Genomic DNA, 21,097 nt, shown 5'->3' on the forward strand with positions numbered 1-21,097 from the left:
CTCGGTGCGGACAGTCCCTTGAACGAGCGCCAGAAGAGCGTGATCGCCAGGGTGACCGCAGCCGAGCGGGCCGGCATCCTGGCGTTGCCGAGCGACGATCCCCTCGACCCCAGGCGTCGCCGCCGGGTGGAAGCGACCCACGGCGAGATGCTCGGCCAGCCCGAGGCCATCGAGCGAACCTGGGCCGACAACCTGACCGAGTTGGACAAGCTGGCGACGCAGCTCGCCGCCGCCGACATCAACCGCGCGTTCCTGGTCGGTGCCGGCGACTCGCTGGCCGTCATGATCGCCGCCCGCCGAGCTCTCGAACTTGCACTCGGTGTGCCGTGCGAGCCGGTGCAGAGCCTCGAGTTCGCCTACTACCAGTGGCATCTGGTCAACGATCGATCGCTGGTCATCGCCCTGTCGAGTTCCGGTGAGACGACGAGGACGGTGGAGGCCGCCCTCGTCGCGCAGCACGCTGGCGCCACCACCGTCGCGATCACCAACACACCGGGATCGTCCCTGGCCACCGAGTGCCAGCAGACGCTCCTGGTCCGGGCGACCCGCGTCGGCTGGCCCACTCAATCCTCGACGGCCGCTCTCGCGCTACTCCTGGACCTGGCGGTGCGGATCGGAACTGCGAACGGCCTCTCGCAGACGGGCCTTGGCGCAACCGATCTGGCGGCGCTCCCGGAACTGGTGGCCGACGTGCTCACCGAACTCGACCACCCGATCGCCGAGATCGCGGCTACCGAATCTGCGCAGAGCATGTACCTGTTCTCGGCGGGCGGACCCACCTGGCCGGCCGCAATCGTCGGCGCGGCGAAGGTCAAGGAGTGCACGCCGGATCATGCGGTCGAGATCCAGGTCGAGGAGTACCACCACTACAACTCGCAGAAGGCCGACGAACCCCTGTTCCTGCTGGCGCCGACCGGCCCGAGCCTGCCTCGTGCGATGGATACCGGGCGGGATGCCAAGCGCTTCGGCGGTCGGCTCTACGTCTGCACGACCGTAAACGAACATCGACTCGACGACCACGCCGAACGGACCCTCTACCTCCCGGCGGTCGACGAGGCCTTCGCGCCGCTGCTCTACCTGCTGCCCGCCCAGCTGATCGGCTATCACCTCGGGATGGCCAAGTTCGCCGATGCCGAGTCGGCAGCCTCGAAAGGCAAGCCGTCATGACCGAGCAGAGCCTGGTCTGCATCGGCAATCTCACCATCGACGAGGCGATTCACGCTGGCGTCAACAGCGGCCCGGCGATGGGCGGGGACGCCGCCTACTCAGCGCTCGCGGCAAGACTCTGGCTCGACGACGTACACATGCTCGCGCCGATCGGACCGGACCTGCCGCACGGTCTGCTCGACGACCTGTCCGTCGCCGGGGTGAACACCGCCGACCTCCCCACCCGCGACCTCCCGACGGTCCGCAACATCATCGACTACGCCGACGACGGCAGCCGCACCTGGCACCTGCAGTGCAGCGAAGAGGACTTCGACCGCATGTCGATCTACCCCGAGGACGTGCCCGCCCCGGTGCTGGCCGCCGACGGCATCGTGCTGCTGGCCATGAGTCTCGAGGCCCAACTCGCCCTGACGCCGTGGCTGCGCGAGCACTCCGCTGCCACTCTCTACCTGGACGTCCAGGAGGACTACCTCGACGGCAATTTGCCGGACCTGCACCGGATGATCTCGTGCTGCGATGTGTTCCTGCCCAGTGAGATCGAGGCACTCGCACTCACCGGCTCGACCGACCTTCATCAGGCGGCCCGTCAGCTCAGGGATCTGGGGCCCGAGACGATTGTGATCACCCGGGCCGAACGCGGAGTCCTCCTGCTCACCGGTGACGGTCCTGCCGTCGAGATCCCCGTAGAGACCGTCGATCCGGTGGACAGCACCGGGGCCGGTGACGCCTTCTGCGGTGCCTTCGCCGCGGTGCACCTCACCACCGGGGATCCGATCGCAGCCATCGAAGCGGGCGCAACCGCCGCGCGGATTGCCATCGGCGCGTTCGGAATCAACGGCCTGCTGGACGCGGCAACCGCAAGAAGCATGGCGGCACAGGCGGTTCGACGATGAGCGAACAAGTGATCGCGATCGTCAACCCCAACACCACCGAGTCGATGACCCGCGCGGTCGTGGACGCGGCATCGGCAGTCGCCGGCCCGCACACCGAACTGGTGGGTATCACGCCGACGGTCGGTCCGGTCACGGTGGAGACCAATGCGGACGAGGTCGCCGGTGCGGCAGCTGTTCTCGCCGAGGTCCGCCGCGCCGAGGCCGCCCCGGACGTTCCCGCCGGCTACGTCATCGCCTGCTTCGGCGACACCGGCCTGGCCGCAGCCAAGGAGAGCGCCCGCGGGCCCGTCGTCGGGATGACGCAGGCTGCCCTGGTCACGGCAGCGTTGATCGCCGAACACTTCTGCATCATCACCATGCCGCGCCGCACCCTGGCGATGTCGCAGCGGGTCGTGCGCGAAATGGGCCTGGAACACCGCTGCACCGTCCGCGCCGTCGACGAGGACGTCGCCGCAGTCGCAGAAGGCTCGCTGCACCTCTTGGACCTCTTCCTCGCGCAGGCCAGAGCGGCCCTCGTGGACGACAACGCCGAGGCCATCATCCTGGGCTGCGCCGGCCTGGCCGACCTGCTCGTCCCACTCCGGGAAGCGCTCGGCATCCCGGTGATCGAGGGTGTCGCCGCCGCGGTGGGTCAGGTGGAAGCTCTCTTGGCGCAGCGTCTGTCGACCTCGCGGGCCAACACCTTCGCGACTGCCGGAGAAGCCCCATGATTGTGCTCTTCACCAGTGTCTGCCTGTACGACCCGGCTGCCCCCGACACCATCTGCGCCCCGACCGACGTGCTGGTTTCCGGCATCAGGATCGTCAGCATCGGCGCGGGCGCCGAACAGAAGTACCGGGCCGAAGTCAGTGAGAACCCCACGACAGCCAACCGTGTCATCCAGGGCAACGGACACCACGTCCTACTGCCCGGTCTGATCAACGGTCATTTCCACTCCCCCGCAAACCATCTCAAGGGTTCATTGCCGAGCCTGCCGCTCGAGGAGTTCATGCTCTACGAATCGCCGGCGGATCCCGCGCTCACGCCGACCCCGCGCGAGGCGTACCTGCGGACGATGCTGGCCGCGATCGAGATGCTCCGCACCGGAACCACTTCGGTGCAGGATGACGCGTTTCTGATGCCGTACCCGACGCCGGAGATCATCGACGCGGTGATGTCCGCCTACGCCGATTCCGGCATCCGGGCCTCGGTCGCACTGGACCAGCCGGAGTTGCCGGAGATCGACAAGCTCCCCTTCCGGGCAACCGACACCTCCCCCGCGCTGCGTCGGGCTCTGGAAGCACCCGCTCCGATGGACCGGATCGGCCTGCTCGAGGCCTACGGTCACCTGATCTCGGCATGGCACGATACCCACCACGGCAGACTGACTGCCGCCGTGTCGATCTCGGCGCCACAGCGGGTCAGCGAGCAGTACTTCGGAGAAATCGACGATCTCTCCCGGGCCCACCACCTCCCGCTGTTCGCGCACATGCTGGAGACCAAGGTGCAACGCACCCTGGCCCTCGAGCAACCGCGTTTCCAGGGGCGGTCGCTGGTGCGGTATACCGCTGACCTCGGGCTGCTGTCGGATCGGATGAACGTGATCCACGCGGTCTGGACCGACGACGCCGACCTCGACCTGATTGCCGAGGCCGGCTCTGTCATCGCCCACAACCCGGTCAGCAACCTGCGTCTGGGCAGCGGCGTGATGCCGTTCCGCCGGGTTCGCGACCGCGGTATCTCCACGTGCCTGGGCGTCGACGAGGCCATCTGCGACGACTCGGTGAACATGTGGGGGGTGGTGAAGATGGCCGGTCTGATCCACAACATCACCGGCTCGCCCAGCCACACCTGGCCGGCGGCAACGGAAGTGCTCGACTGCCTGTGGTCCGGCGGCGCGGCCGCGATGCTGCGCAGCGACTCCCTCGGGAAGGTCCGCGAGGGCTACCTCGCCGATCTCACCATGCTCGACCTGCACACCCTCCCGTTCACTCCGTTCAACGACCTGGCCGGTCAGCTCGTCTACTGCCAGGACGGCAACAGCGTGCGGCTGACGATGGTGGCCGGCGAGGTCGTCGTGGAGAACGGGAAGATGCTGACCGTGGACGAGGATGCTCTGCTGGCCGAGGCCAGGGAGGTCTTCGCCCGTCGCCGTCCGCAGATCTCGGCGGCCCGCCGCGAGAGCGACAGCGCTGCCGCCGATTACCAGGCAATGGTCCAGCGAGCCGCCGGCACCGATGTCGGGATGAGCCGGTGGGTGAACGTATGACCAACCTCGACGCGCCTGTCATCGGGCACGGCCGGTGGGACTTCACCCCGCTTCCGACCGGCGGCCCGCGGTGGCCCGGCGGCAAGCGTCTCGCCGTCTACGTCGCGCTCGGCCTGGAGGACTACCGGTTCGGCGAGGGCGAGACCGAGGACCTGCTACCCGGGGTTCCGCAGCCCGACCTGGTGAACGCCAGCTGGCGGGATTACGGCAACCGCGTTGGCGCGTTCCGCCTGATCGATCGCCTGCAGAGCCTCGGCATCTCGCCCGCCATTCTCCTGAACACGGCCCTCTACGACTCGGCGCCCGACCTGCTCGCGCTGGCCCGGAAGGTCGGCGCAGAGATCGTCGGGCACGGCATCTCCAACTCCGATTCGCTGGCCGGACTCGGCGAATCCGAGGAGTCGCGCTACCTGCAGGCGGTGGCCGACCGGATCGAACGGGAGGAGAGCACGCGCCCGCTGGGCTGGTCGAGCCCCTGGCTCACCCAGACCGCCAACACCCTGGAACTACTGGTGGACAACGGATATCGATATGTCCTCGACCTGCGCCTCGACGATCATCCGGTACGGCTCAACACCAGCCGTGGCGAGCTACTGGCGATGCCCTACGCCCTGGAGCTCAACGACAGTTCCTCGATCGTCGGACGAGGCGTGTCCGCCTCGGAATTCGCCGACATGATCATCGACGAGTTCGACGAGTTGCTCGCCGCTGCCGAAGACCAGTCGCTGGTCATGAGCATCGTCGTGCACTCGTTCATCTCCGGTGCACCATTCCGGCTGCGGCAACTCACCCGGGCGCTGGCGCACATCGCGCAGCACAGCCAGGATGTGTGGCTCACGCAACCCCGCCACATCTACGCAGCGCTGCAGGCGACCCGATGACCATGCCAGGCGAGACGGCTCGAGAGCCGGTCGCCGTCATCGAGAACCTGACCATCACGCTGACCCGCCGCGGACAGGCGTCACAGGTGCTCCGCGGTCTGGACCTCCAGATTGCCCGCGGCGAGATCCTAGGCCTGGTCGGTGAATCCGGATCAGGCAAGAGTGTGCTTGGCCTGGCCATGATGGGTCTCCTGCCGCCGCGGTCACGGCCCCGGGTGCAGGGCGCGATCCGCATCGCGGGCACGGACATGGTCCACGGCAGCGTGTCTGCCATTCGCGCCGTCCGGCGTGACCACCTCGGCGTGATCTTCCAGGACCCGATGACATCGCTCAACCCGACCATGCGGGTGGGCCGGCAGATCATCGAGATGCACGGCGACGAAGGCGAAGCCGTCCGGCTGCTCACCGAGGTCGGCGTCAGCAATCCCGAACAGCGGATCCGCGTGTTCCCGCACGAACTCTCCGGCGGTCTCCGGCAGCGGGTGATGGCCGCCATCGCGGTATCCGGGCAACCCTCGCTGATCATCGCGGACGAGCCAACGACGGCACTCGACGTCACCGTCCAGGCGCAGCTTCTCGACCTGCTGCGCGGGCTCCGCGACGAACTCGGCTGCAGCGTCCTGTTCATCACCCACGACCTCGCCGTCGCGGCCCAGATCGCCGACCGGATAGCGGTTCTCTACGCCGGGCGGCTCGCCGAGATCGGGCCCACCCGAACGGTGCTCACCACGCCGGCGCACCCCTACACCGTCGGACTGCTCCGATCCCGCCTGTCGCTGGCCACCCCGAGGGACGAGGTGCTGGCCACGATGCGGCCGGCGGCGGCCGGGGTGGCACTGCGGCTGGACGGCTGCGCCTACCACGCCCGTTGCCCGGTGGTCCTCGATCGCTGCGCGACCGAGGTGCCGCCGCTGGCCCCGGTCCCCGCACCTGCACCTGCACCTGCACCTGCACCTGCACCTGCACCTGCACCTGCACCTGCACCTGCACCTGCAAGAGCGTCCACCGCCCACCGACGCGCCTGCTGGCGCGCCGAGGCCGACGTCCAGCAGTTGGCCACCCACCACGAACCGCCGGTGGCGCACCCCCAGGGCGCCACCACCATCGCACCCCGAGCAGCCGTCCAGATCTCCGACCTCCGGGTCGTTTTCCGCCCCAAGTCAGGGGCGCGGAAGGCGCACCCGATGGTCGCCCTGGACGGCGTCGACCTGACGATCGCGGCCGGGGAGGCGGTGTCGATCGTCGGGGAGAGCGGGTCGGGCAAGTCGACGCTACTGAGGGTGATCTCCGGCATCCTGCTGCCGACCAGCGGCACCGTGACGATCGGGGCGGGCGGCGCCCAGATGGTCTACCAGGACGCCGGTTCCTCGCTCACCCCGTGGCTGACGGTCGGCGAGTTGCTGCGAGAACGCCTGCGGCCACTCAGACTCGGCCGGGCCGCGGCAGACGCGCGCGTCATCGAGGCGCTGGAGCGGATCGGTCTACCCGCCGAGGTCGCGCGGGTCCGTCCACCGGAACTGTCCGGCGGGCAACGGCAGCGGGTCGCCCTGGCCCGCGCCACCATCATCCCGCCGGCCGTGCTGCTGTGCGACGAACCGACCAGCGCCCTCGACGCCTCGCTGGCCGCCACCGTGCTCAACCTGATCCGCGAACTCCGCGCGCAACTGAACATGACCGTGCTGTTCGTGACCCACGACCTGGCGGTCGCGCGCCTCATGGGTGAGCGGATCGTGGTGATGACGAACGGCGCCGTCGTCGAGCAGGGCACCGTTCTCGACGTCATCGGCGCGCCGACCCACCCCTACACGCGCTCCCTGCTGGCCGCTGTCCCGGAGATCGGGGTGACGGGATGACGACCGAAGTCACCCCCGCTGGGAGCGCGCCGCCAGAGACCGGCCGGCCGGACATCGCCCGACGATTCAACCTGCGCGGCAGCAACTTCGGCGCGCGGGCAGGCAAAGGAGCCAACCTCGGACTCGTCGGGCTGCTCGTCCTGGTCACCCTGGTGGCGATCTTCGCCCGCCTGCTGTCCCCCTACGACCCGATCCAGCCCATCGGCGACCTCAACCTGCCGCCGGGCTCGGCCGGGCACCTGCTCGGCACCGACGCCATCGGCCGGGACCTGCTCAGCCGCACGCTGTGGGGCATCCAGACCAGCTGGTTCGCCGCGCTGGCGGTGGTGCTGTCCGGACTCATCATCGGCGGCCTCATCGGAGTGGTGGCCGGGGTATCGGGCGGGATCGTCGATTCACTGCTGATGCGTTTCACCGACCTGTTTCTCGCGCTGCCCGGCACGCTGGTCGCCATCGCGATCGCCGCAGCACTGGGCGCGAACCTGACCAATACCCTGATCGGCATCGCCATCGTGTGGTGGCCGTACTACGCCCGGATCATCCGCGGCGAGGTCCGTTCCCTGGCCGCCAGACCGCATGTCGAGGCGGCCAGACTGGCCGGGGTCGGCCGGTTCCGGCTGGTCTTCCGGCACATCCTGCCCGGGGTGGTGCCGACTTCCATCGTCGCTGCCAGCTTGGACATCGGCAATGTCGTGCTGCTGCTGGCCGGCCTGTCGTTCATCGGGCTCGGGCAGGCGGAACCGGCCCCGGAACTCGGCGCCGACACCGCGCGGTCGTTGGATCAGCTGTTGAGCCAGTGGTGGGTGCCGGTGATCCCGGGCATCGCGGTGCTGTTGCTCTCGCTGATCGCGAACCTCGGCGGCGATGCCATCCGCACCCTGCTCGCCGGCCGGCGGTAGCCGGCCATGCTGAAGAAATTCCTGTGGCGACGCCTGGGTTCTGCGATCGTTCTGCTGCTCCTGCTGACCCTGATCATCTTCATCCTGGAGACGATCACTCCCGGCGATCCGGTGAAGGCCTACCTGGGGGCCAACGCCTCACCCGCCGATATCGCCGCGAAGCGGCACGAACTCGGCCTTGACTCTCCGGTGCCGGTGCGGTACCTCAAGTTCCTCGGCAATCTCCTGCACGGCGACCTCGGCATCTCCTACCGCACGCACCGTCCGGTCACCTCCGATCTCGCCGACTTCCTGCCCGCCACCGCCGAACTCGTCGCCGTCGCGTTCGTCCTGGCGATCGGGCTGGCCGTGCTGTTCGCGCTCTCCGGCGGATTGCGCTGGCGCGGGACCGGGATCTTCCGCGGGGTGATGCTGCTGGCGGCGACGGCGCCCCCGTTCCTGCTCGCGCTGGGCGGAATCGTGCTGTTCTACTCGCAGCTCGGCTGGTTGCCGGCGTCCGGCCAGGGCGCGGACTCGAGTTCGCCGACCGGGATCCTGTTGCTGGACAGCCTGTTGCACGGTGACTTCGCCCAATTCGGCTCGGCGTTCTCGCACCTGGTGATGCCGGCGCTGGTACTGGCCATCGCGCCGTCGGTGGCGATCGGGCGGGTGCTGCGGTCGAGTCTGCAGGCCACCCTCACCGCGGATCACGTCCGAACCGCCAGGGCCAAAGGACTTCGCGAGATCGCAGTGCTGCGCAAACATGTCGCCCGCAACGCCATCGGCCCCGGTCTGTCGATGGGCGGACTGCAACTCGGCTTCATGTTCGCCGGAACCGTGGTGGTGGAGCAGATCTTCAGCTGGCCCGGCATCGGAAACTACCTGGCGGCCAGCATTCCCGTCTCGGATTTCCCGGCCATCGCCGCCGTCACCCTGGTGCTCGGCGCCTTCTACATCATCGTCAACGCCGCCGTCGACATCCTCCAAGCCCTCGCCGATCCGCGGCTCAACGCCTGAACAAGCAATCCACGCACGGACCCGAACCGCAACAGACCCGCCCGCCCGCCCGCACCACACCCCAGGAGCCCTGAAGATGCCAGACACCAGAACCTTCCGATCCGGCGTCCTGCGCCGGGCGGCCGTCCTCGCCGCCGTCCCCCTGCTCGTGCTGGCCGGGTGTTCGTCGTCGTCATCGACGACCGCCTCGACCTCGGCGAACGCGGCGCCGACCGGCGGGTCGCTGACCATCGGTCTGCTGGGCGACATCGGGCAGCCACCGGACCCCGACATCTACTACGCCAACAACGGTCTGGCGATCGTGCTCAACGCCTACGAGGGTCTGGTCCAGTACCAGAACAACATCGACACGGTGAAGATCGCGCCGCGCCTGGCGACGTCGTGGACGATCAGCAAGGACAACACCGTCTACACGTTCAAGCTGCGCACCGGCGTCACCTTCCACGACGGCACGCCGTTCACCTCGGCCGCCGTCAAGGTCGCGTTCGACCGCCGCATCGCCGTGAAAGGTGGTGCCGCGTACATGGTCCAGGGTGTGAAGTCGGTGGCCACCCCCGACGCCCAGACCGCGGTCGTCACCCTGAAGGAGGGCAACGCGGCGTTCCTGGACTACCTGGCCTCGCCCTTCGGCCCGAAGATGGAGTCGCCGACCGGCCTGACGAAGAACGCCGGCACGGACAACGCCCAGACCTACCTGATGACACACGATCTCGGCACCGGCCCGTACGAGCTCACGTCCGCGCAGACCGGCACCAAGTACGGGATGACGCAGTACGCCGGCTACTGGGGCACCAAGTCGCCGTTCAAGACGATCAACCTGCCGGTCTACAACGACGCGTCCTCGATCCAGCTGGCATTCGACAAGGGTGACGTCTCCGCGATCGTCGCGGCGCTGCCGTCCTCCAGCCTGCCGAAGTACAACAACAATCCGGCGTACGGCAGCTACCTGCTGCCGACGCTGCAGTCGGCGTTGGTGACGCTGAATCCCAGCAAGTCGTTCTTCGCCGGCAAGCCCGCCCGGACGGCCTTCATGCAGTTCATCGACCAGCAGAAGCTGGTCACGCAGGTGCTGGGCGCGCGGTCGGAGGTCGCCACCACGCTGTACGCCAAGGGGATGATCCCCGGCGGCGCTGACAAGCAGAACATCAGCTACGACCCGGCGGTCTTCACCGCCTACGCCAAGACCGTCCCGGCTGGGACAGCCATGGTGATCGGGTACGCCTCGGACAACACCAACGCGCAGCAGATGGCCGCGATCGTCGCGGCACAGGCTCAGGCGGCCGGGATCAAGGCCACCGCGCAGGGTTTCCCGACGTCGCAGGTGTTCGGCTGGGCGAATGATCCGACCAAGGGCCCGGATGCGTTCATCGACGGCAACAACGGACCGGACGGCGGCAACCCCTACATGTGGGGTCACGTCTTCTGGGACAAGTCGGGCGGCATCAACTACTTCCTGTGTGACGACCCGGCGGTCGACGCCGACCTGGACGCGGCCGTGAAGTCCGGCGCCACCGCACTTTTCGTCAAGGCGGCGCAGCAGTACTCGGCCACCGGTTGCTACCTGAACCTGTCCTACAACAAGGACTGGGTGGTTGCTCAGAAGTGGTTGGCCGGAGTGGCGGAGGCCCACAACATCGGGGCCAACGAACTCGACTTCAGCCTGCTGTCGATCAAGAAGTAGCGCCGACGACGATGACCCGTTCTCCCGAGAACGCCCTGCGCACCGGGATCGCGCACCGGACGAGGACTTCCGGGGGGGCGGATCCCACGGCCGCCCCGCCGCTGATCGAGAAGGTCTCGCTGTCCTCGCAGATCTACCTGTCCATCCGGGAAGGCATCATCCTGGGCCGGTATCCGCAGGGCAGCAGGCTGACCGAGCAGCGCCTGGCCGAGGAGCTCGAAGTGTCGCGCATCCCGCTGCGGGAGGCGGTGCCGCTGTTGGAGATGCACGGATTCGTCCGGACGTTCCCCCGCCGCGGCGCCGTCGTCAGCACCTGGGATGCCAAGGCGGTCAACGATCTCTTCGATCTGCGGCTGTGCCTGGAGGTCGGTGCCACCCGGTACGCGGCCCGTCAGGTCGCGAACGGCGCGCCGACCCACCGGCTCGAGGAGGTGCTCGCCGAGACCCGCCGGGTGGTGCACGACCGCGACCCGTATGGGATCGCCGCGGCCAGCGCGGAATTCCACGAGGCGGTCGTCGACCAGGCCGACAACGCGTTGATGACCACCCTGATGCAATCGATCCTCGGGCGGATGACCTGGCTGTTCTACCTGACGTCCCAGCTCGACGTGGACGACGCCTTCTCCGATCACGTGGAGTTGTGCGAGGCGATCATCTCCGGGAACGAGCGCGTCGCCGAGGCTCTCGCCTACGCGCACATCGAACGGGACCGCGCGCCCTCGTTCGCCGCCCTGAACACCACCCATGCGCTGGCGGCGGAGACACCGCCGGTGGACGGGTCCGACGGCTGAGCACCCGACATCCTCAGCGGGCGAGCGACTCCCGCACGGCGGCCTGGAGAAACACGAATGCGTCGGGAACGGTGCGGGGATTGCCGGCGCGATGCCCCCACACCCCACGGATCACCCGCAGCTCCGCATCGGTGAGATGCGTCAGCTCGGCCTCGTTGTCGGCGACCCGGAAGTAGAGATCCGTGTCGCTCGGCAGCAGCAGGACCCGCGCGGTGATTCTCCGCAGCGCCGCCGCCAGATCGCCGCCATGGGCCGGGACGTCGCTGATGTCCGCCACCGACCAGGTCACCGCCTGGGCGTACAGGTTCGCAGCCCGGTTCCGACCGAACGATTCCACCCAGTCGACCTGCAGGAACGAGTCGAGATCAGCGTAGCCAAGGGCACTCTCGTACAGCTCCGACCGATAGAAGTCCTGACTGAGCCCCCATCCGGCATAGATGTGGGCGAAGGCGCGGAGCGCCGCAATCGGCTCGGCGCTGAAGCGGCCGTTGCCGAGATGTTCCGGGGCCGCTTCGAGGGTGCGCAACAGGCCGGAGAGAAATACCCGGTTGTGGCGGGAGGTCCTCGCGCTCCCGCAGACGACGAAGATGCGCTCGACGTCGTCGCCGAACCTGGCGGCCCAGTGGTAGGCCTGGATCGCTCCCATCGAGAACCCATAGACCGCAGCGACCTTGTGCACACCGAACTGCTCGACCAGCAGCCGTCGCTGCGCCTCGACGTTGTCCCCCGGGGTGACCACCGAGGGAAAGTCCGGGGTATCGGCGGCACCGGAGGAAAGTCCATTGGAGAACATGTCGACGATGACGATGAAATAGCGCTCGGGGTCCAGGATCTGGTCCGGCCCGATCAGCCAGGTGAGATCATCATGCTGTGCCGAATAGCTGGTCGGGTACACGATCACATTGTCGCGGGCCGGCGACAACGTGCCGTGGGTCTGCCAGACCAGACGGGCGTCCTTGATCGTCCCACCCCGCTCGACGGCCAGGTCCCCGAGTTCGAAGGTTCCGCTCTCCACCGGCCACGTCACGAGATCGCTCCGGTCGGCAGCAGTGCGTGGACCCCCCAGACCTCGTTGGCCACCTGGGTGATGCGCAGGTCGACGCTCGAACTGGCCATGGCCAGCGCGGTTGCCTTGTCCACGCCGTAGAGCACCTGCATCCAGCCCAGCATGGCGTCGAGCGCTTCCGCCGTGGCCTCGTTCAGGTCCTCGTTGAAGCCGAAGGTTATTCGTCCGCTGGGTGTCTCCGCGTGGATACCCGGAATGACGGGATCGGTGATCAGGTCCAGCACGGCCTCCGTGGTCATCGGGCACTCGATCGCGGTGCCGCCAACCTCACCGTCGCCCTGGGCGGCGTGCCCGTCTCCGAGGCTCAGCAGCGCTCCGGGCATCGTCACCGGCAGGTACAGGGTGGAGCCGGCGACGAGGCTCCGGCAGTCGATGTTGCCGCCGCCGACGGCCCGCGGCGGGATGGTCGAGTGATCACCGTGTTCGACGGGCGGCAACCCCATCACTCCGAGGAACGGTGCCATCCGAACCTGGTGCCCGCGCTGATCGGTCGCAAGGCCGGTCGCGGCGTCGAGCTCCCACAGCAGCCACGAGGGCGGACCGTCGGCCAGGCCCAACCGGCGGTTCAGCAGATTGTCCCGGGCCGCAGCGACAGTCCAGCCCCACGAGCCCGGTTGCATCGACGTGAGACGCAGCGCCAGGACCATGCCCGGTGCTGCGTCCGTGACGGCGATCGGCCCTGTCAGACAGTGCCCACGCGGAGCATCGAACATCGTCGGGCGCGCCTCGCCCGGTTCGGTCTGGCGTTCGAGGTAGCCGGATGCGTCGAGCGACCGGACGACGACGGTATCGCCGGGATCCACTGTCAGGACCGGCGCGATGGCGCCGGAGAAGACGTCGACGGTGGTGCCGGGCTCCGGGTCGAGATGATGCACTGTCATGGCATTCCCAGGAATTGGGGCACGGGCACGACTGCCGAAGGTGCCAACGGGTGGTGACAGGCCACCGCATGCCGGTCGTCGGATGCGGCCAGCTCCGGCTCCTTCTCGGTGCAGAGGTCGGTGGCCAACGGACAGCGGGTGCGGAAACGACACCCGCTGGGTGGATCGATGGCCGATGGTAGTTCGCCGCCGAGCCTGGTAGCCACCTTCTGCCGCGCCCGCAGCGGGTCGGGGACGGGAATGGCGGCGATCAGACCGGCTGTGTAGGGGTGAAGAGGCGAGGAGTACACGCTTTCGCTGTCGCCCAGCTCGACCAGCTTGCCCAGGTACATCACCCCGATGCGGTCGGCCAGATACTTGAGCAGCGACAGGTCGTGGGAGATGACGACGTACGTCAGCCCGTACTCGTCCTGGAGCGAGCGCATCAGGTTGAGAATCTGTGCCTGGATGGACACGTCGAGGGCGGAGACGGGTTCGTCCGCCACGATCACGCTCGGCCGCAACGACAATGCCCTGGCGATCGCAATCCGCTGACGCTGTCCACCGGAGAATTCGTGCGCGTAGCGGGTGCCGGCGTCGGCCGGCAGGCCAACCGCCTCGAGCATCAGGGCCACCTGTGCCCGCCGCTCGGCCCCGCTGCCGATGCCCTGCGCGGCCAGGGGTTCCTCGACGAGGGCGGATACCGTCATCCGCGGATCCAGCGCCGCCGACGAATCCTGGAACATCATCTGGAGATTGCGTCGCCGCTTCCGGAAATCCTGCGGGGCCAACCCGGCGATGTCGGCACCCTCGAACCGGACGGTCCCGGCGGTGGGTGTCTCCAGCCCGACCAGCATCCGGCCGATGGTCGTCTTGCCGCAACCGGATTCACCGACCAGGCCGAGGGTCTCACCCGACCGGACGCTCAGGGTCACACCGGAGACAGCATGCAGTTCCCGGCGGGGCCGGAACGGCGAACCGCTGCGCAGCCGGAAATCCCGGTGCACGTCGACCAATTCGAGCAACGGCGTCTCCGAGGCCTGCGGACGGGGCGCACGCAGGCCCAGATCCTCGGCCACCCGGGCTGTTTCGCCCTCGACCCGCGGGTGGAAGCAGGCATAGGTGTGACCGGGCCCGACTTCCTCTAGAACGGGGTCCCGGTCCCGGCAGATGTCGCTGGCAAACCGGCACCGAGGTGCGAAGCGACACATCGCAGGCAGACCACTGAGCTTCGGCGGTGCTCCGGCGATTGCCACCAGCGAACGACGAGCGTCCAGCTCCAGCGTGGGCATGGACTCGAACAGGGCCTCGGTGTACCGATGAGCCGGTGCCCGGAAGAGCTCGACCGTCGAGGACTGCTCGACGACCCGGCCCGCATACATGACGGCCACCCGGTCGCTGTGGCCGGCGATGACACCGAGATCGTGGGTCACCAGCAGGATTCCCATCGACAGCCGGCTCTTGAGGTCGTCCAGCAACTCGAGGATCTGCGCCTGGATGGAGACGTCCAGAGCCGTTGTCGGCTCGTCGGCGATCAGCAGCGCCGGTTCGCAGACCAGCGCCAGCGCGATCATCACCCGCTGCCGCATGCCGCCCGACAGCTGATGTGGGTAGTCGCCGAGCCGCTCTGCGGGCCGAGGCATTCCCACCAACCCGAGCACCTCGGTAGCCCGGTTCCTGGCCGCCCTCAGCGATCCGCCACGGTGGATGCGGTAGGCCTCCATCAGCTGGCTGCCGACCGTGCGGGTCGGGTTGAGGGAGGTCATCGGGTCCTGGAAGATCATCCCGATGTCGCTGCCGCGCAGGCGGCGCATCTCGCGGTCGGCGAGACCGGTCAGTTCCCGGCCGGCGAACTTGACGCTGCCGCCGGTGATGGTGCCGCCCGGGGGTAGCAGTCGTAGGATCGACATGGCGGTCATGGTCTTGCCGGAGCCCGACTCTCCGACAAGACCGACCGTCTCACCGGGGGCGATGGTCAGCGACACACCGTCCACTGGTGTGATCTTCGCGCCGCGGGTGACGATCTCGGTCTGCAGATCGCTGATCTCCAGCAGCGGCCCGGAGGTCGCCGCCGGTCGAAGGCCGACGACCGCCACTGACTGTCCCGGGGTATTCATGCTGCCGCCTTCTCCCGACGGAACATGGGCAGCACGAACCGGCGGAACAGCATCCGCCGGTGCCCGTGCCGCGGATCCAGCACCGTCATCACGTAGTCGCCGAGAAAATTGGTGAGCAGGATGGTGATGGTGATTGCGATCCCGGGGAACGTCGAGAGCCACCAGGCCATCGACAGATTCGACGCGCCGGCGGCCAGATCGCTGCCCCAGTCGGCGGCCGGGAGTTGCACACCCAGGCCGAGGAAGCTCAGCGTGGTGGCGGTCAGCACGGCCCAGCCGATGCCGCTGCTGATCAGGACGACCACCTCGGTGGCCAGGTTCGGCAGCAGGTGCCGCACGGCCGTGCGGGAGGACCGGGATCCGAAAACCTTTGCTGCCTGGACGAACTCGACGGCACGCAGCTGCCGCACGGAGGATTCCACCACTCTGGCGAAACCGGGCGTGAAGGCGACGCCGACGGCGAGCACGATCGACGGCACACCGGATCCCACGGTTGCGATGAGGATGAGGGCGATCAGCAGGACAGGCAGAGCCAGCAGGACGTCGACGACGCGCATCGTGACAGCGCGGACCCAGCGGGGTCCCGACCCGCCGATCACGCCGATCCCGACACCGGCGAGGGCGGCGACGATGACGCCGAGGACGCTGGCCAGCAGCACCGGTCTGGCACCGTAGACGGTCCGGCTGTATACGTCCCGACCGAGTTGGTCGGTCCCGAACCAGTGCGCGGCGCTGGGACCGGTGAGGATGTCGTCGCCGGTGTTGATGGGGTCCTGATGGGCCAGCAGCCCGGGCGCCAGCAGTACCGCGAGGATCAGCAGCACCGCGACGGCTACCACGACCCTCGACAACTGCTGGCGGACAGACCCTGCCGCCCCGGCCAACCGGGCGCGGGGAGTCACGGTGGCGATCATGCGACAGCCGTCGCGAGGCGCGTGCGGGGATCGACTGCCCCGACGATGAGGTCGATGATCAGGTTGATCACCACGTATCCGCCGCCGATCAACACCACCGCGCCCTGCACCACCGGGATGTTCTTGCTGGTGATCGAGGTGGCCAGGAAACTACCGATACCGGCCCGCCCGAAGATGACCTCGGTGATGGCTGCTCCCGTCAGGATGTTGCCGAACTGCAAGCCGATGGTCGTGATCGCCGGGATCGACGAGTTCCGCAGCGCGTGCCGCATCAGCACTCTGGACTCCGAAGCCCCGTGCGCTCTGGCGGCCTTCACGTAGTCGGACCGGTATTCCTGGATGATCTTGCCCCGGATCAGCCTGGTCAGGATCGCCGAGTATCCCCAGCCGAGCGAGACGGCCGGAATGATCAACGACGAGACGGTCCCGTCGTCGATGGCCGGTAGCCACTGCAGTTTCACGCTGAAGAACAACACCAGCACCAGAGCCAGGAAGAAGTAGGGGATCGCAACACCCAGGAACGAGAACCCCCGACACAGTCTGTCCAACGATGAGTTCGGCCGCACGCCGGCCGCCAGACCCAGCGGCACCCCGATGACGATCGCCACCGCGAGCGCGGAAAACGTCAGGACCAGGGTGCTGGGCGCCCGGGAGAGCAGTTCGTGGGCGACCGAGTTCTGCGTCAGGTAGGAGGTTCCCAGATTCCCGTGCAGCAGCTGGCCCAGAAAATCCAGATACTGCCGCGGGAGGGAATCGTTCAGCCCCAGCTGTTGCCGCAACCCGGCGATCTGTTCGGGAGTCGAATTCGACCCGAACAGGATGATCTGGGCGGGATCACCGGGCATGAGGTGGATCAGCAGGAACGCGAGCACGGTGATGCCGAACAGCACGGGCAGGGCGGCGGCCAGTCGACGCAGTACGTAGTCCATTTCCTCAGCCCACTTGGGCGCCGTGGAAGAGGATGTACCCGTTGAGAGTGGTGCTGACGTTCTTCACCGTCGGGGCCATGGTGAAGGCGCCGTTCACGTCCCACAGCGGCAGGTACATGGCGTCCTTCATCAACGTGGTGCCAACCTGTTCGTACAGTGCATTTCTCGCCGTGTCGGCCGCCGTCGCGTTGGCCTTGGCGATCATGGCATCCACCGCGGGGTTGGCGTAGTGGCTCCAGTTGAACCCGGACTTGATGGCGTCGGAATTGACCCAGATGTTGAGCAGGTACGGGTCGGCGCCGTAATAGCCGAAGGCGCCCAGGTTGTGCGTGCCGGCATTGAACGATCCCTGCGCCGTGGCGAAAGGCTGCACCGTCGTGGTGGAGGTGAAACCCACCTTGGACAATTGTGAGACGACGAACTGCGCGGGCAGTTCGAATCCGCCGCCGGTGAAGAGCAGGATCTCCAGCGACAGCTTCTTCCCGTCCTTGGCCCGAACCCCATCCGAGCCCTTGACCCAACCGGCGGCATCCAGCAGCGCATTGGCCTTGTCCGGGTTGTACGAGTACAGAGTGCTCGACGGCTTGCTGTACCCGGGGGTGATCGGGGTCAGCACGCTGTGGGCCGGCACGTCCACCCCGAACAGCACATCCTTGGTCAGCTTCTCCTGGTCGACGGCGTACATGATCGCCTGCCGGACGTTGATGTCGTCCGTCGGGAACTTGGTGACGTTGATGGGCATCCCGCTGGGCGTGCCGATGGACGGCACGGTGAGCTGGGTGAACTTCCCGGACTTCGACGCGGCCGAGATGTCGTTGGCCGGCAGGTTCATCGCGATCTGGAGCTGTCCGGCCTGCATGGCGTTGTACCGCCCGCTGTCGTCGGGCACGATGCGGAAGGTGAGCTCCGATAGTTTGGCCGGGCCGGTGCCCAGCGCCGGCGGTCCCCACTTGTAGGCCGGGTTGTTCAGCACCGTCAGATGATCGCCGGACACGTACTCGCTGAACATGAACGGGCCGGTTCCCACCGGATGATTGCCGAATCCGGTGGCGCCGTACTTGGCCAGAGCCGTCGGCGAGATGATGCCGAAGTTGCCGGCGGCCTGCTGGTGCAGGAAACCCGCATTCGGCTCGGAGAAGATGATCTCGACCGTCGATGGGTCGATGATCTTCGTTTCCTTGTACGGTCCGAGGGCGCCCAGACCGCTCTTGGACTTGGTCGCCGGATCCACGACGTGGTCGTAGGTGGCCTTCACGGCCGCGGCGTCGAACTTCGTCCCGTCGTGGAAGGTCACGTCGGTGCGGAGTTTGAAGGTGTAGGTGGTGGCGTCGGCCGACACGGTATAACTGGTCGCGAGACCGGGGTGGAATTCACTGGCTCCGCCGTTCTTGCCCGGGAGCCACCAGACCAGCGGATCGAACAGTGCGAACGTGATCAACAGGGTCAGCGCCAGGCCGGTCGCGCCCGGGTCCAGGGTGTCCGGGGTCGACGGGATACCCATCACCAGCTTGCCGCCGGCCGCCGCTGCCACCGGCGCGGCGGAGGGCGCCGACGGTGCCGCCGCAGCACCGGAGTCGGCAGCGGCGGACGGCGAGCTCGACGAAGATGCTGTCGAAGACGTTGCACCACAGGCACTCAGCACGAACCCCGCGGCAACTGCTCCGCCAAGGCCGAACATCCTGCGCCGAGAGAAATGTTGCCCGGCCGACGGGCGGAGAAAGAGTGGGTTGACGATGCCGGCGTCTTCCGGGGACCCGACTTCGCTGGGACGGCCGGACGAATCGCCATTGCGGTGGTCTGTCATTGCAGGACTCCCTTGGTCTCAACAGGAGCAGTTCCAAGCTCCGTATGTTGTATACGGGAAGTCAAGCGCAGATTTGTTTCGTGCGGATCAACAGGTCGTGGCGACGGGGAAGATTCGCCCGATTGCACCTGCATGTCACGGCCAGAACAGCAACTTCAGCCCGACGATTGAGCCGAACGTGATGACCGCGATCCGCAGCGCAACGACAGGGAGGCGCCGCGCCACTCTGGCGCCGACGTAGCCGCCGAAGAGGCTGGCCACAGCCATAATCAGCACCGGCAGCCAGGCCACCGGACCGAAGAGGACGAAGGCGACCATCGCCAGGGTGTTGATGGCCAGCGACAGCGCATTCTTCAGGCCGTTGATCCGTTGCAGACCGAACGGAAGCAGGGCCCCCAGTACCCCCAGCAGCAGGATCCCGAGGCCGGCGCCGAAGTAGCCGCCGTAGGCGGAGGACACCAACACTCCGGCATACAGGAGAACCTGGCCTGATCCAGCGTCCCTTCTGGCGGCCTGTCGACTTTCCCGTCCGGGGGTCGGTTCGCCATCCCGTTCGGCCGCCGTTTCGCCATCCCGTTCGGCCGCCGTTTCGCCATCCCGTTCGGCCGCCGTTTCGCCATCCCGTTCGGCCGCCGGTTCGCGGTCCCGTCCAGCGACCTTGCCAGTTGTCTGCGCCGCCCCCCTGGTCCTGCTGATCCGGGCCGCCAGCAGCGGCTGCATGGCGAACACGGCGGTGGCGGCCAGGATCAGCCATGGCACCAGCGCCGTGAAGGCGGTCGCCGGTGTGGTCAGCAGGACGATGGATCCGATGGCCGATCCGACCACGGCGACCGCAGCGAGCTTCACCGCCCGGGGTGCATCCCTCGCCAGCTCGCTGCGATACCCGATGGCACCGCCCAGGTATCCCGGCCAGAGAGCAACGGTGTTGGTCACGTTCGCGGTCACTCCCCCGTACCCGGCGGCCAGCAACGCCGGGAAGGAGATCAGCGAACCACCGCCGGCAACGGCGTTGAACGAACCGGCGACGACCCCGGCTGCTCCCAGCAGGACCCCGGTGCCCACATTCATGGCTGGTCCCGCACCAGTCGCAGGGAGATCACGGGCTGCCTCCGACCGACTCGTCGAGCGCACCCTGCGGTCTTCGGATGAAGCCCGTCGTCGACCCTCGCTTCTCGGCTAATGTATACAAGAAAAGGTCAGCCGACGCCACCCTGCGGCCACAAGATCAGGCGCGCTGCCGGTACGACGCACGTGCAGCCAACACGTGGCGACGCGCCTCTGTTTCCGAGAGGTCGCCGTCGCCGGACGCAATCGCGTGGATCAATCCTTGATGCTCGGCCCAGGACTGCGGAGCCCGATCAGAGGCGCTGTGCCGGAAAAGCCACTGGCTCCGCTTGACCATCGGCGCACCGATTCCAGCGAGGTAGGTGTTCTCGCTCAATTCGAACACGCAGGTGTGGAACTCGGTGTTGAGATCGGCGAGAGCGTCCAGATCCGTCTTGGCGTAGGCCTTCTTGGCTCGGGACTGGATCTCCTCCAGCCGTTTGATTCCCACCTTGGTGATCTGCACCGAGGCGAGTCGGGCACTGAGTGGCTCCAACGCCAGCCGCACATCGAAGAGGTTCTCGGCTTCCTGAGCCGACATGCTCGCGACGAAGGCGCCACGTCGTGCGGTTACTTCCAGGAAGCCCTCCGTGCTCAGGACACGCATCGCCTCGCGGATGGGATTGCGGGACACGTCGAGCCTCTCGGCGAGGCGGTCCTCGATCAGGCGCTCACCGGGCAGCAGTTCCCCGCCGAGGATCATTCGTCGCATCTCTGCCGCGACCACTTCACGCAGGGGCAGGTGCGAGGACCCCAGCGTGTTCGACGCATTTGTCGCAGTCATGGTTCACCATGCTAGTTGTTCGACCGGCCCCCGAACGACACTTGACCGACCCCTGCCCCCGCCCCCCTCCCGCGCGGATCAACCAACCCTGCGCGGATCAACTCGCCCCG

Annotated in this window: 18 protein-coding genes; 10 read left to right on the top strand and 8 right to left on the bottom strand. The window is 67.6% G+C overall.

The genetic code is table 11. The features are described from left to right. Positions 1 to 18: 18 nt before the first annotated feature. From ABIB25_RS12470 to ABIB25_RS12515, 10 genes are all read left to right on the top strand, one after another. On the top strand, positions 19 to 1,167 hold the full coding sequence (locus tag ABIB25_RS12470; RefSeq protein WP_354528777.1) for an SIS domain-containing protein: 1,149 nt from the start codon (positions 19 to 21) through the stop codon (positions 1,165 to 1,167). Beyond that, on the top strand, positions 1,164 to 2,060 hold the full coding sequence (locus ABIB25_RS12475) for a carbohydrate kinase family protein (RefSeq protein ID WP_354528778.1): 897 nt from the start codon (positions 1,164 to 1,166) through the stop codon (positions 2,058 to 2,060). Before ABIB25_RS12470 ends, ABIB25_RS12475 begins: the two co-directional genes overlap by 4 nt. Then, positions 2,057 to 2,770, top strand: a complete 714-nt coding sequence (locus ABIB25_RS12480) for an aspartate/glutamate racemase family protein (RefSeq protein WP_354528779.1) — start codon at positions 2,057 to 2,059, stop codon at positions 2,768 to 2,770. Before ABIB25_RS12475 ends, ABIB25_RS12480 begins: the two co-directional genes overlap by 4 nt. Continuing rightward, positions 2,767 to 4,308, top strand: coding sequence for an amidohydrolase family protein (locus tag ABIB25_RS12485; protein ID WP_354528780.1), 1,542 nt, complete (start codon positions 2,767 to 2,769; stop codon positions 4,306 to 4,308). Before ABIB25_RS12480 ends, ABIB25_RS12485 begins: the two co-directional genes overlap by 4 nt. Then, positions 4,305 to 5,189, top strand: a complete 885-nt coding sequence (locus ABIB25_RS12490) for a polysaccharide deacetylase family protein (protein WP_354528781.1) — start codon at positions 4,305 to 4,307, stop codon at positions 5,187 to 5,189. Before ABIB25_RS12485 ends, ABIB25_RS12490 begins: the two co-directional genes overlap by 4 nt. Further along, entirely contained in the window at positions 5,186 to 7,042 is a 1,857-nt protein-coding gene (locus ABIB25_RS12495) for an oligopeptide/dipeptide ABC transporter ATP-binding protein (protein ID WP_354528782.1), read from the top strand. Before ABIB25_RS12490 ends, ABIB25_RS12495 begins: the two co-directional genes overlap by 4 nt. Beyond that, a complete protein-coding gene (locus tag ABIB25_RS12500; RefSeq protein ID WP_354528783.1) occupies positions 7,039 to 7,941 on the top strand; it encodes an ABC transporter permease in 903 nt (300 codons plus the stop codon). The genes ABIB25_RS12495 and ABIB25_RS12500 overlap by 4 nt, the downstream gene beginning before the upstream one ends. 6 nt (positions 7,942 to 7,947) lie before the next feature. Further along, positions 7,948 to 8,937 (top strand): ABC transporter permease, encoded by a 990-nt coding sequence (locus ABIB25_RS12505; protein WP_354528784.1) that lies wholly within the window; start codon positions 7,948 to 7,950, stop codon positions 8,935 to 8,937. 76 nt (positions 8,938 to 9,013) lie between these two features. Next, positions 9,014 to 10,618, top strand: coding sequence for an ABC transporter substrate-binding protein (locus ABIB25_RS12510; protein WP_354528785.1), 1,605 nt, complete (start codon positions 9,014 to 9,016; stop codon positions 10,616 to 10,618). 11 nt (positions 10,619 to 10,629) lie between these two features. Beyond that, the gene (locus tag ABIB25_RS12515; RefSeq protein ID WP_354528786.1) at positions 10,630 to 11,409 is read left to right on the top strand and encodes a GntR family transcriptional regulator; all 780 of its coding nucleotides are present in this window, start codon (positions 10,630 to 10,632) and stop codon (positions 11,407 to 11,409) included. Between the two features lie 13 nt (positions 11,410 to 11,422). On the opposite strand, the gene ABIB25_RS12520 is transcribed toward ABIB25_RS12515, so the two are convergent. From ABIB25_RS12520 to ABIB25_RS12555, 8 genes are all read right to left on the bottom strand, one after another. After that, positions 11,423 to 12,436, bottom strand: a complete 1,014-nt coding sequence (locus ABIB25_RS12520) for an alpha/beta fold hydrolase (RefSeq protein WP_354528787.1) — start codon at positions 12,434 to 12,436, stop codon at positions 11,423 to 11,425. Next, positions 12,433 to 13,356: an acetamidase/formamidase family protein gene (locus ABIB25_RS12525; protein ID WP_354528788.1), complete on the bottom strand. Its 924-nt coding sequence runs from the start codon at positions 13,354 to 13,356 to the stop codon at positions 12,433 to 12,435. Before ABIB25_RS12525 ends, ABIB25_RS12520 begins: the two co-directional genes overlap by 4 nt. Continuing rightward, positions 13,353 to 15,452 carry an ABC transporter ATP-binding protein gene (locus ABIB25_RS12530; protein WP_354528789.1) on the bottom strand — a complete coding sequence of 700 codons (2,100 nt, stop codon included), beginning with the start codon at positions 15,450 to 15,452 and terminating at the stop codon, positions 13,353 to 13,355. The genes ABIB25_RS12525 and ABIB25_RS12530 overlap by 4 nt, the downstream gene beginning before the upstream one ends. After that, positions 15,449 to 16,366, bottom strand: a complete 918-nt coding sequence (locus tag ABIB25_RS12535) for an ABC transporter permease (RefSeq protein WP_354528790.1) — start codon at positions 16,364 to 16,366, stop codon at positions 15,449 to 15,451. The genes ABIB25_RS12530 and ABIB25_RS12535 overlap by 4 nt, the downstream gene beginning before the upstream one ends. Next, a complete protein-coding gene (locus ABIB25_RS12540; protein WP_354528791.1) occupies positions 16,363 to 17,295 on the bottom strand; it encodes an ABC transporter permease in 933 nt (310 codons plus the stop codon). Before ABIB25_RS12540 ends, ABIB25_RS12535 begins: the two co-directional genes overlap by 4 nt. Positions 17,296 to 17,299: 4 nt before the next feature. Further along, positions 17,300 to 19,099 (bottom strand): ABC transporter substrate-binding protein, encoded by a 1,800-nt coding sequence (locus ABIB25_RS12545; protein WP_354528792.1) that lies wholly within the window; start codon positions 19,097 to 19,099, stop codon positions 17,300 to 17,302. Between the two features lie 135 nt (positions 19,100 to 19,234). Beyond that, on the bottom strand, positions 19,235 to 20,167 hold the full coding sequence (locus ABIB25_RS12550; RefSeq protein WP_354528793.1) for a sulfite exporter TauE/SafE family protein: 933 nt from the start codon (positions 20,165 to 20,167) through the stop codon (positions 19,235 to 19,237). Positions 20,168 to 20,324: 157 nt separating this feature from the next. Further along, positions 20,325 to 20,987, bottom strand: a complete 663-nt coding sequence (locus ABIB25_RS12555) for a GntR family transcriptional regulator (protein WP_354528794.1) — start codon at positions 20,985 to 20,987, stop codon at positions 20,325 to 20,327. Between the last annotated feature and the right edge of the window lie 110 nt (positions 20,988 to 21,097).

It is taken from the genome of Nakamurella sp. UYEF19 (genome assembly GCF_040546275.1).
Classification (GTDB): Bacteria; Actinomycetota; Actinomycetes; order Mycobacteriales; family Nakamurellaceae; genus Nakamurella.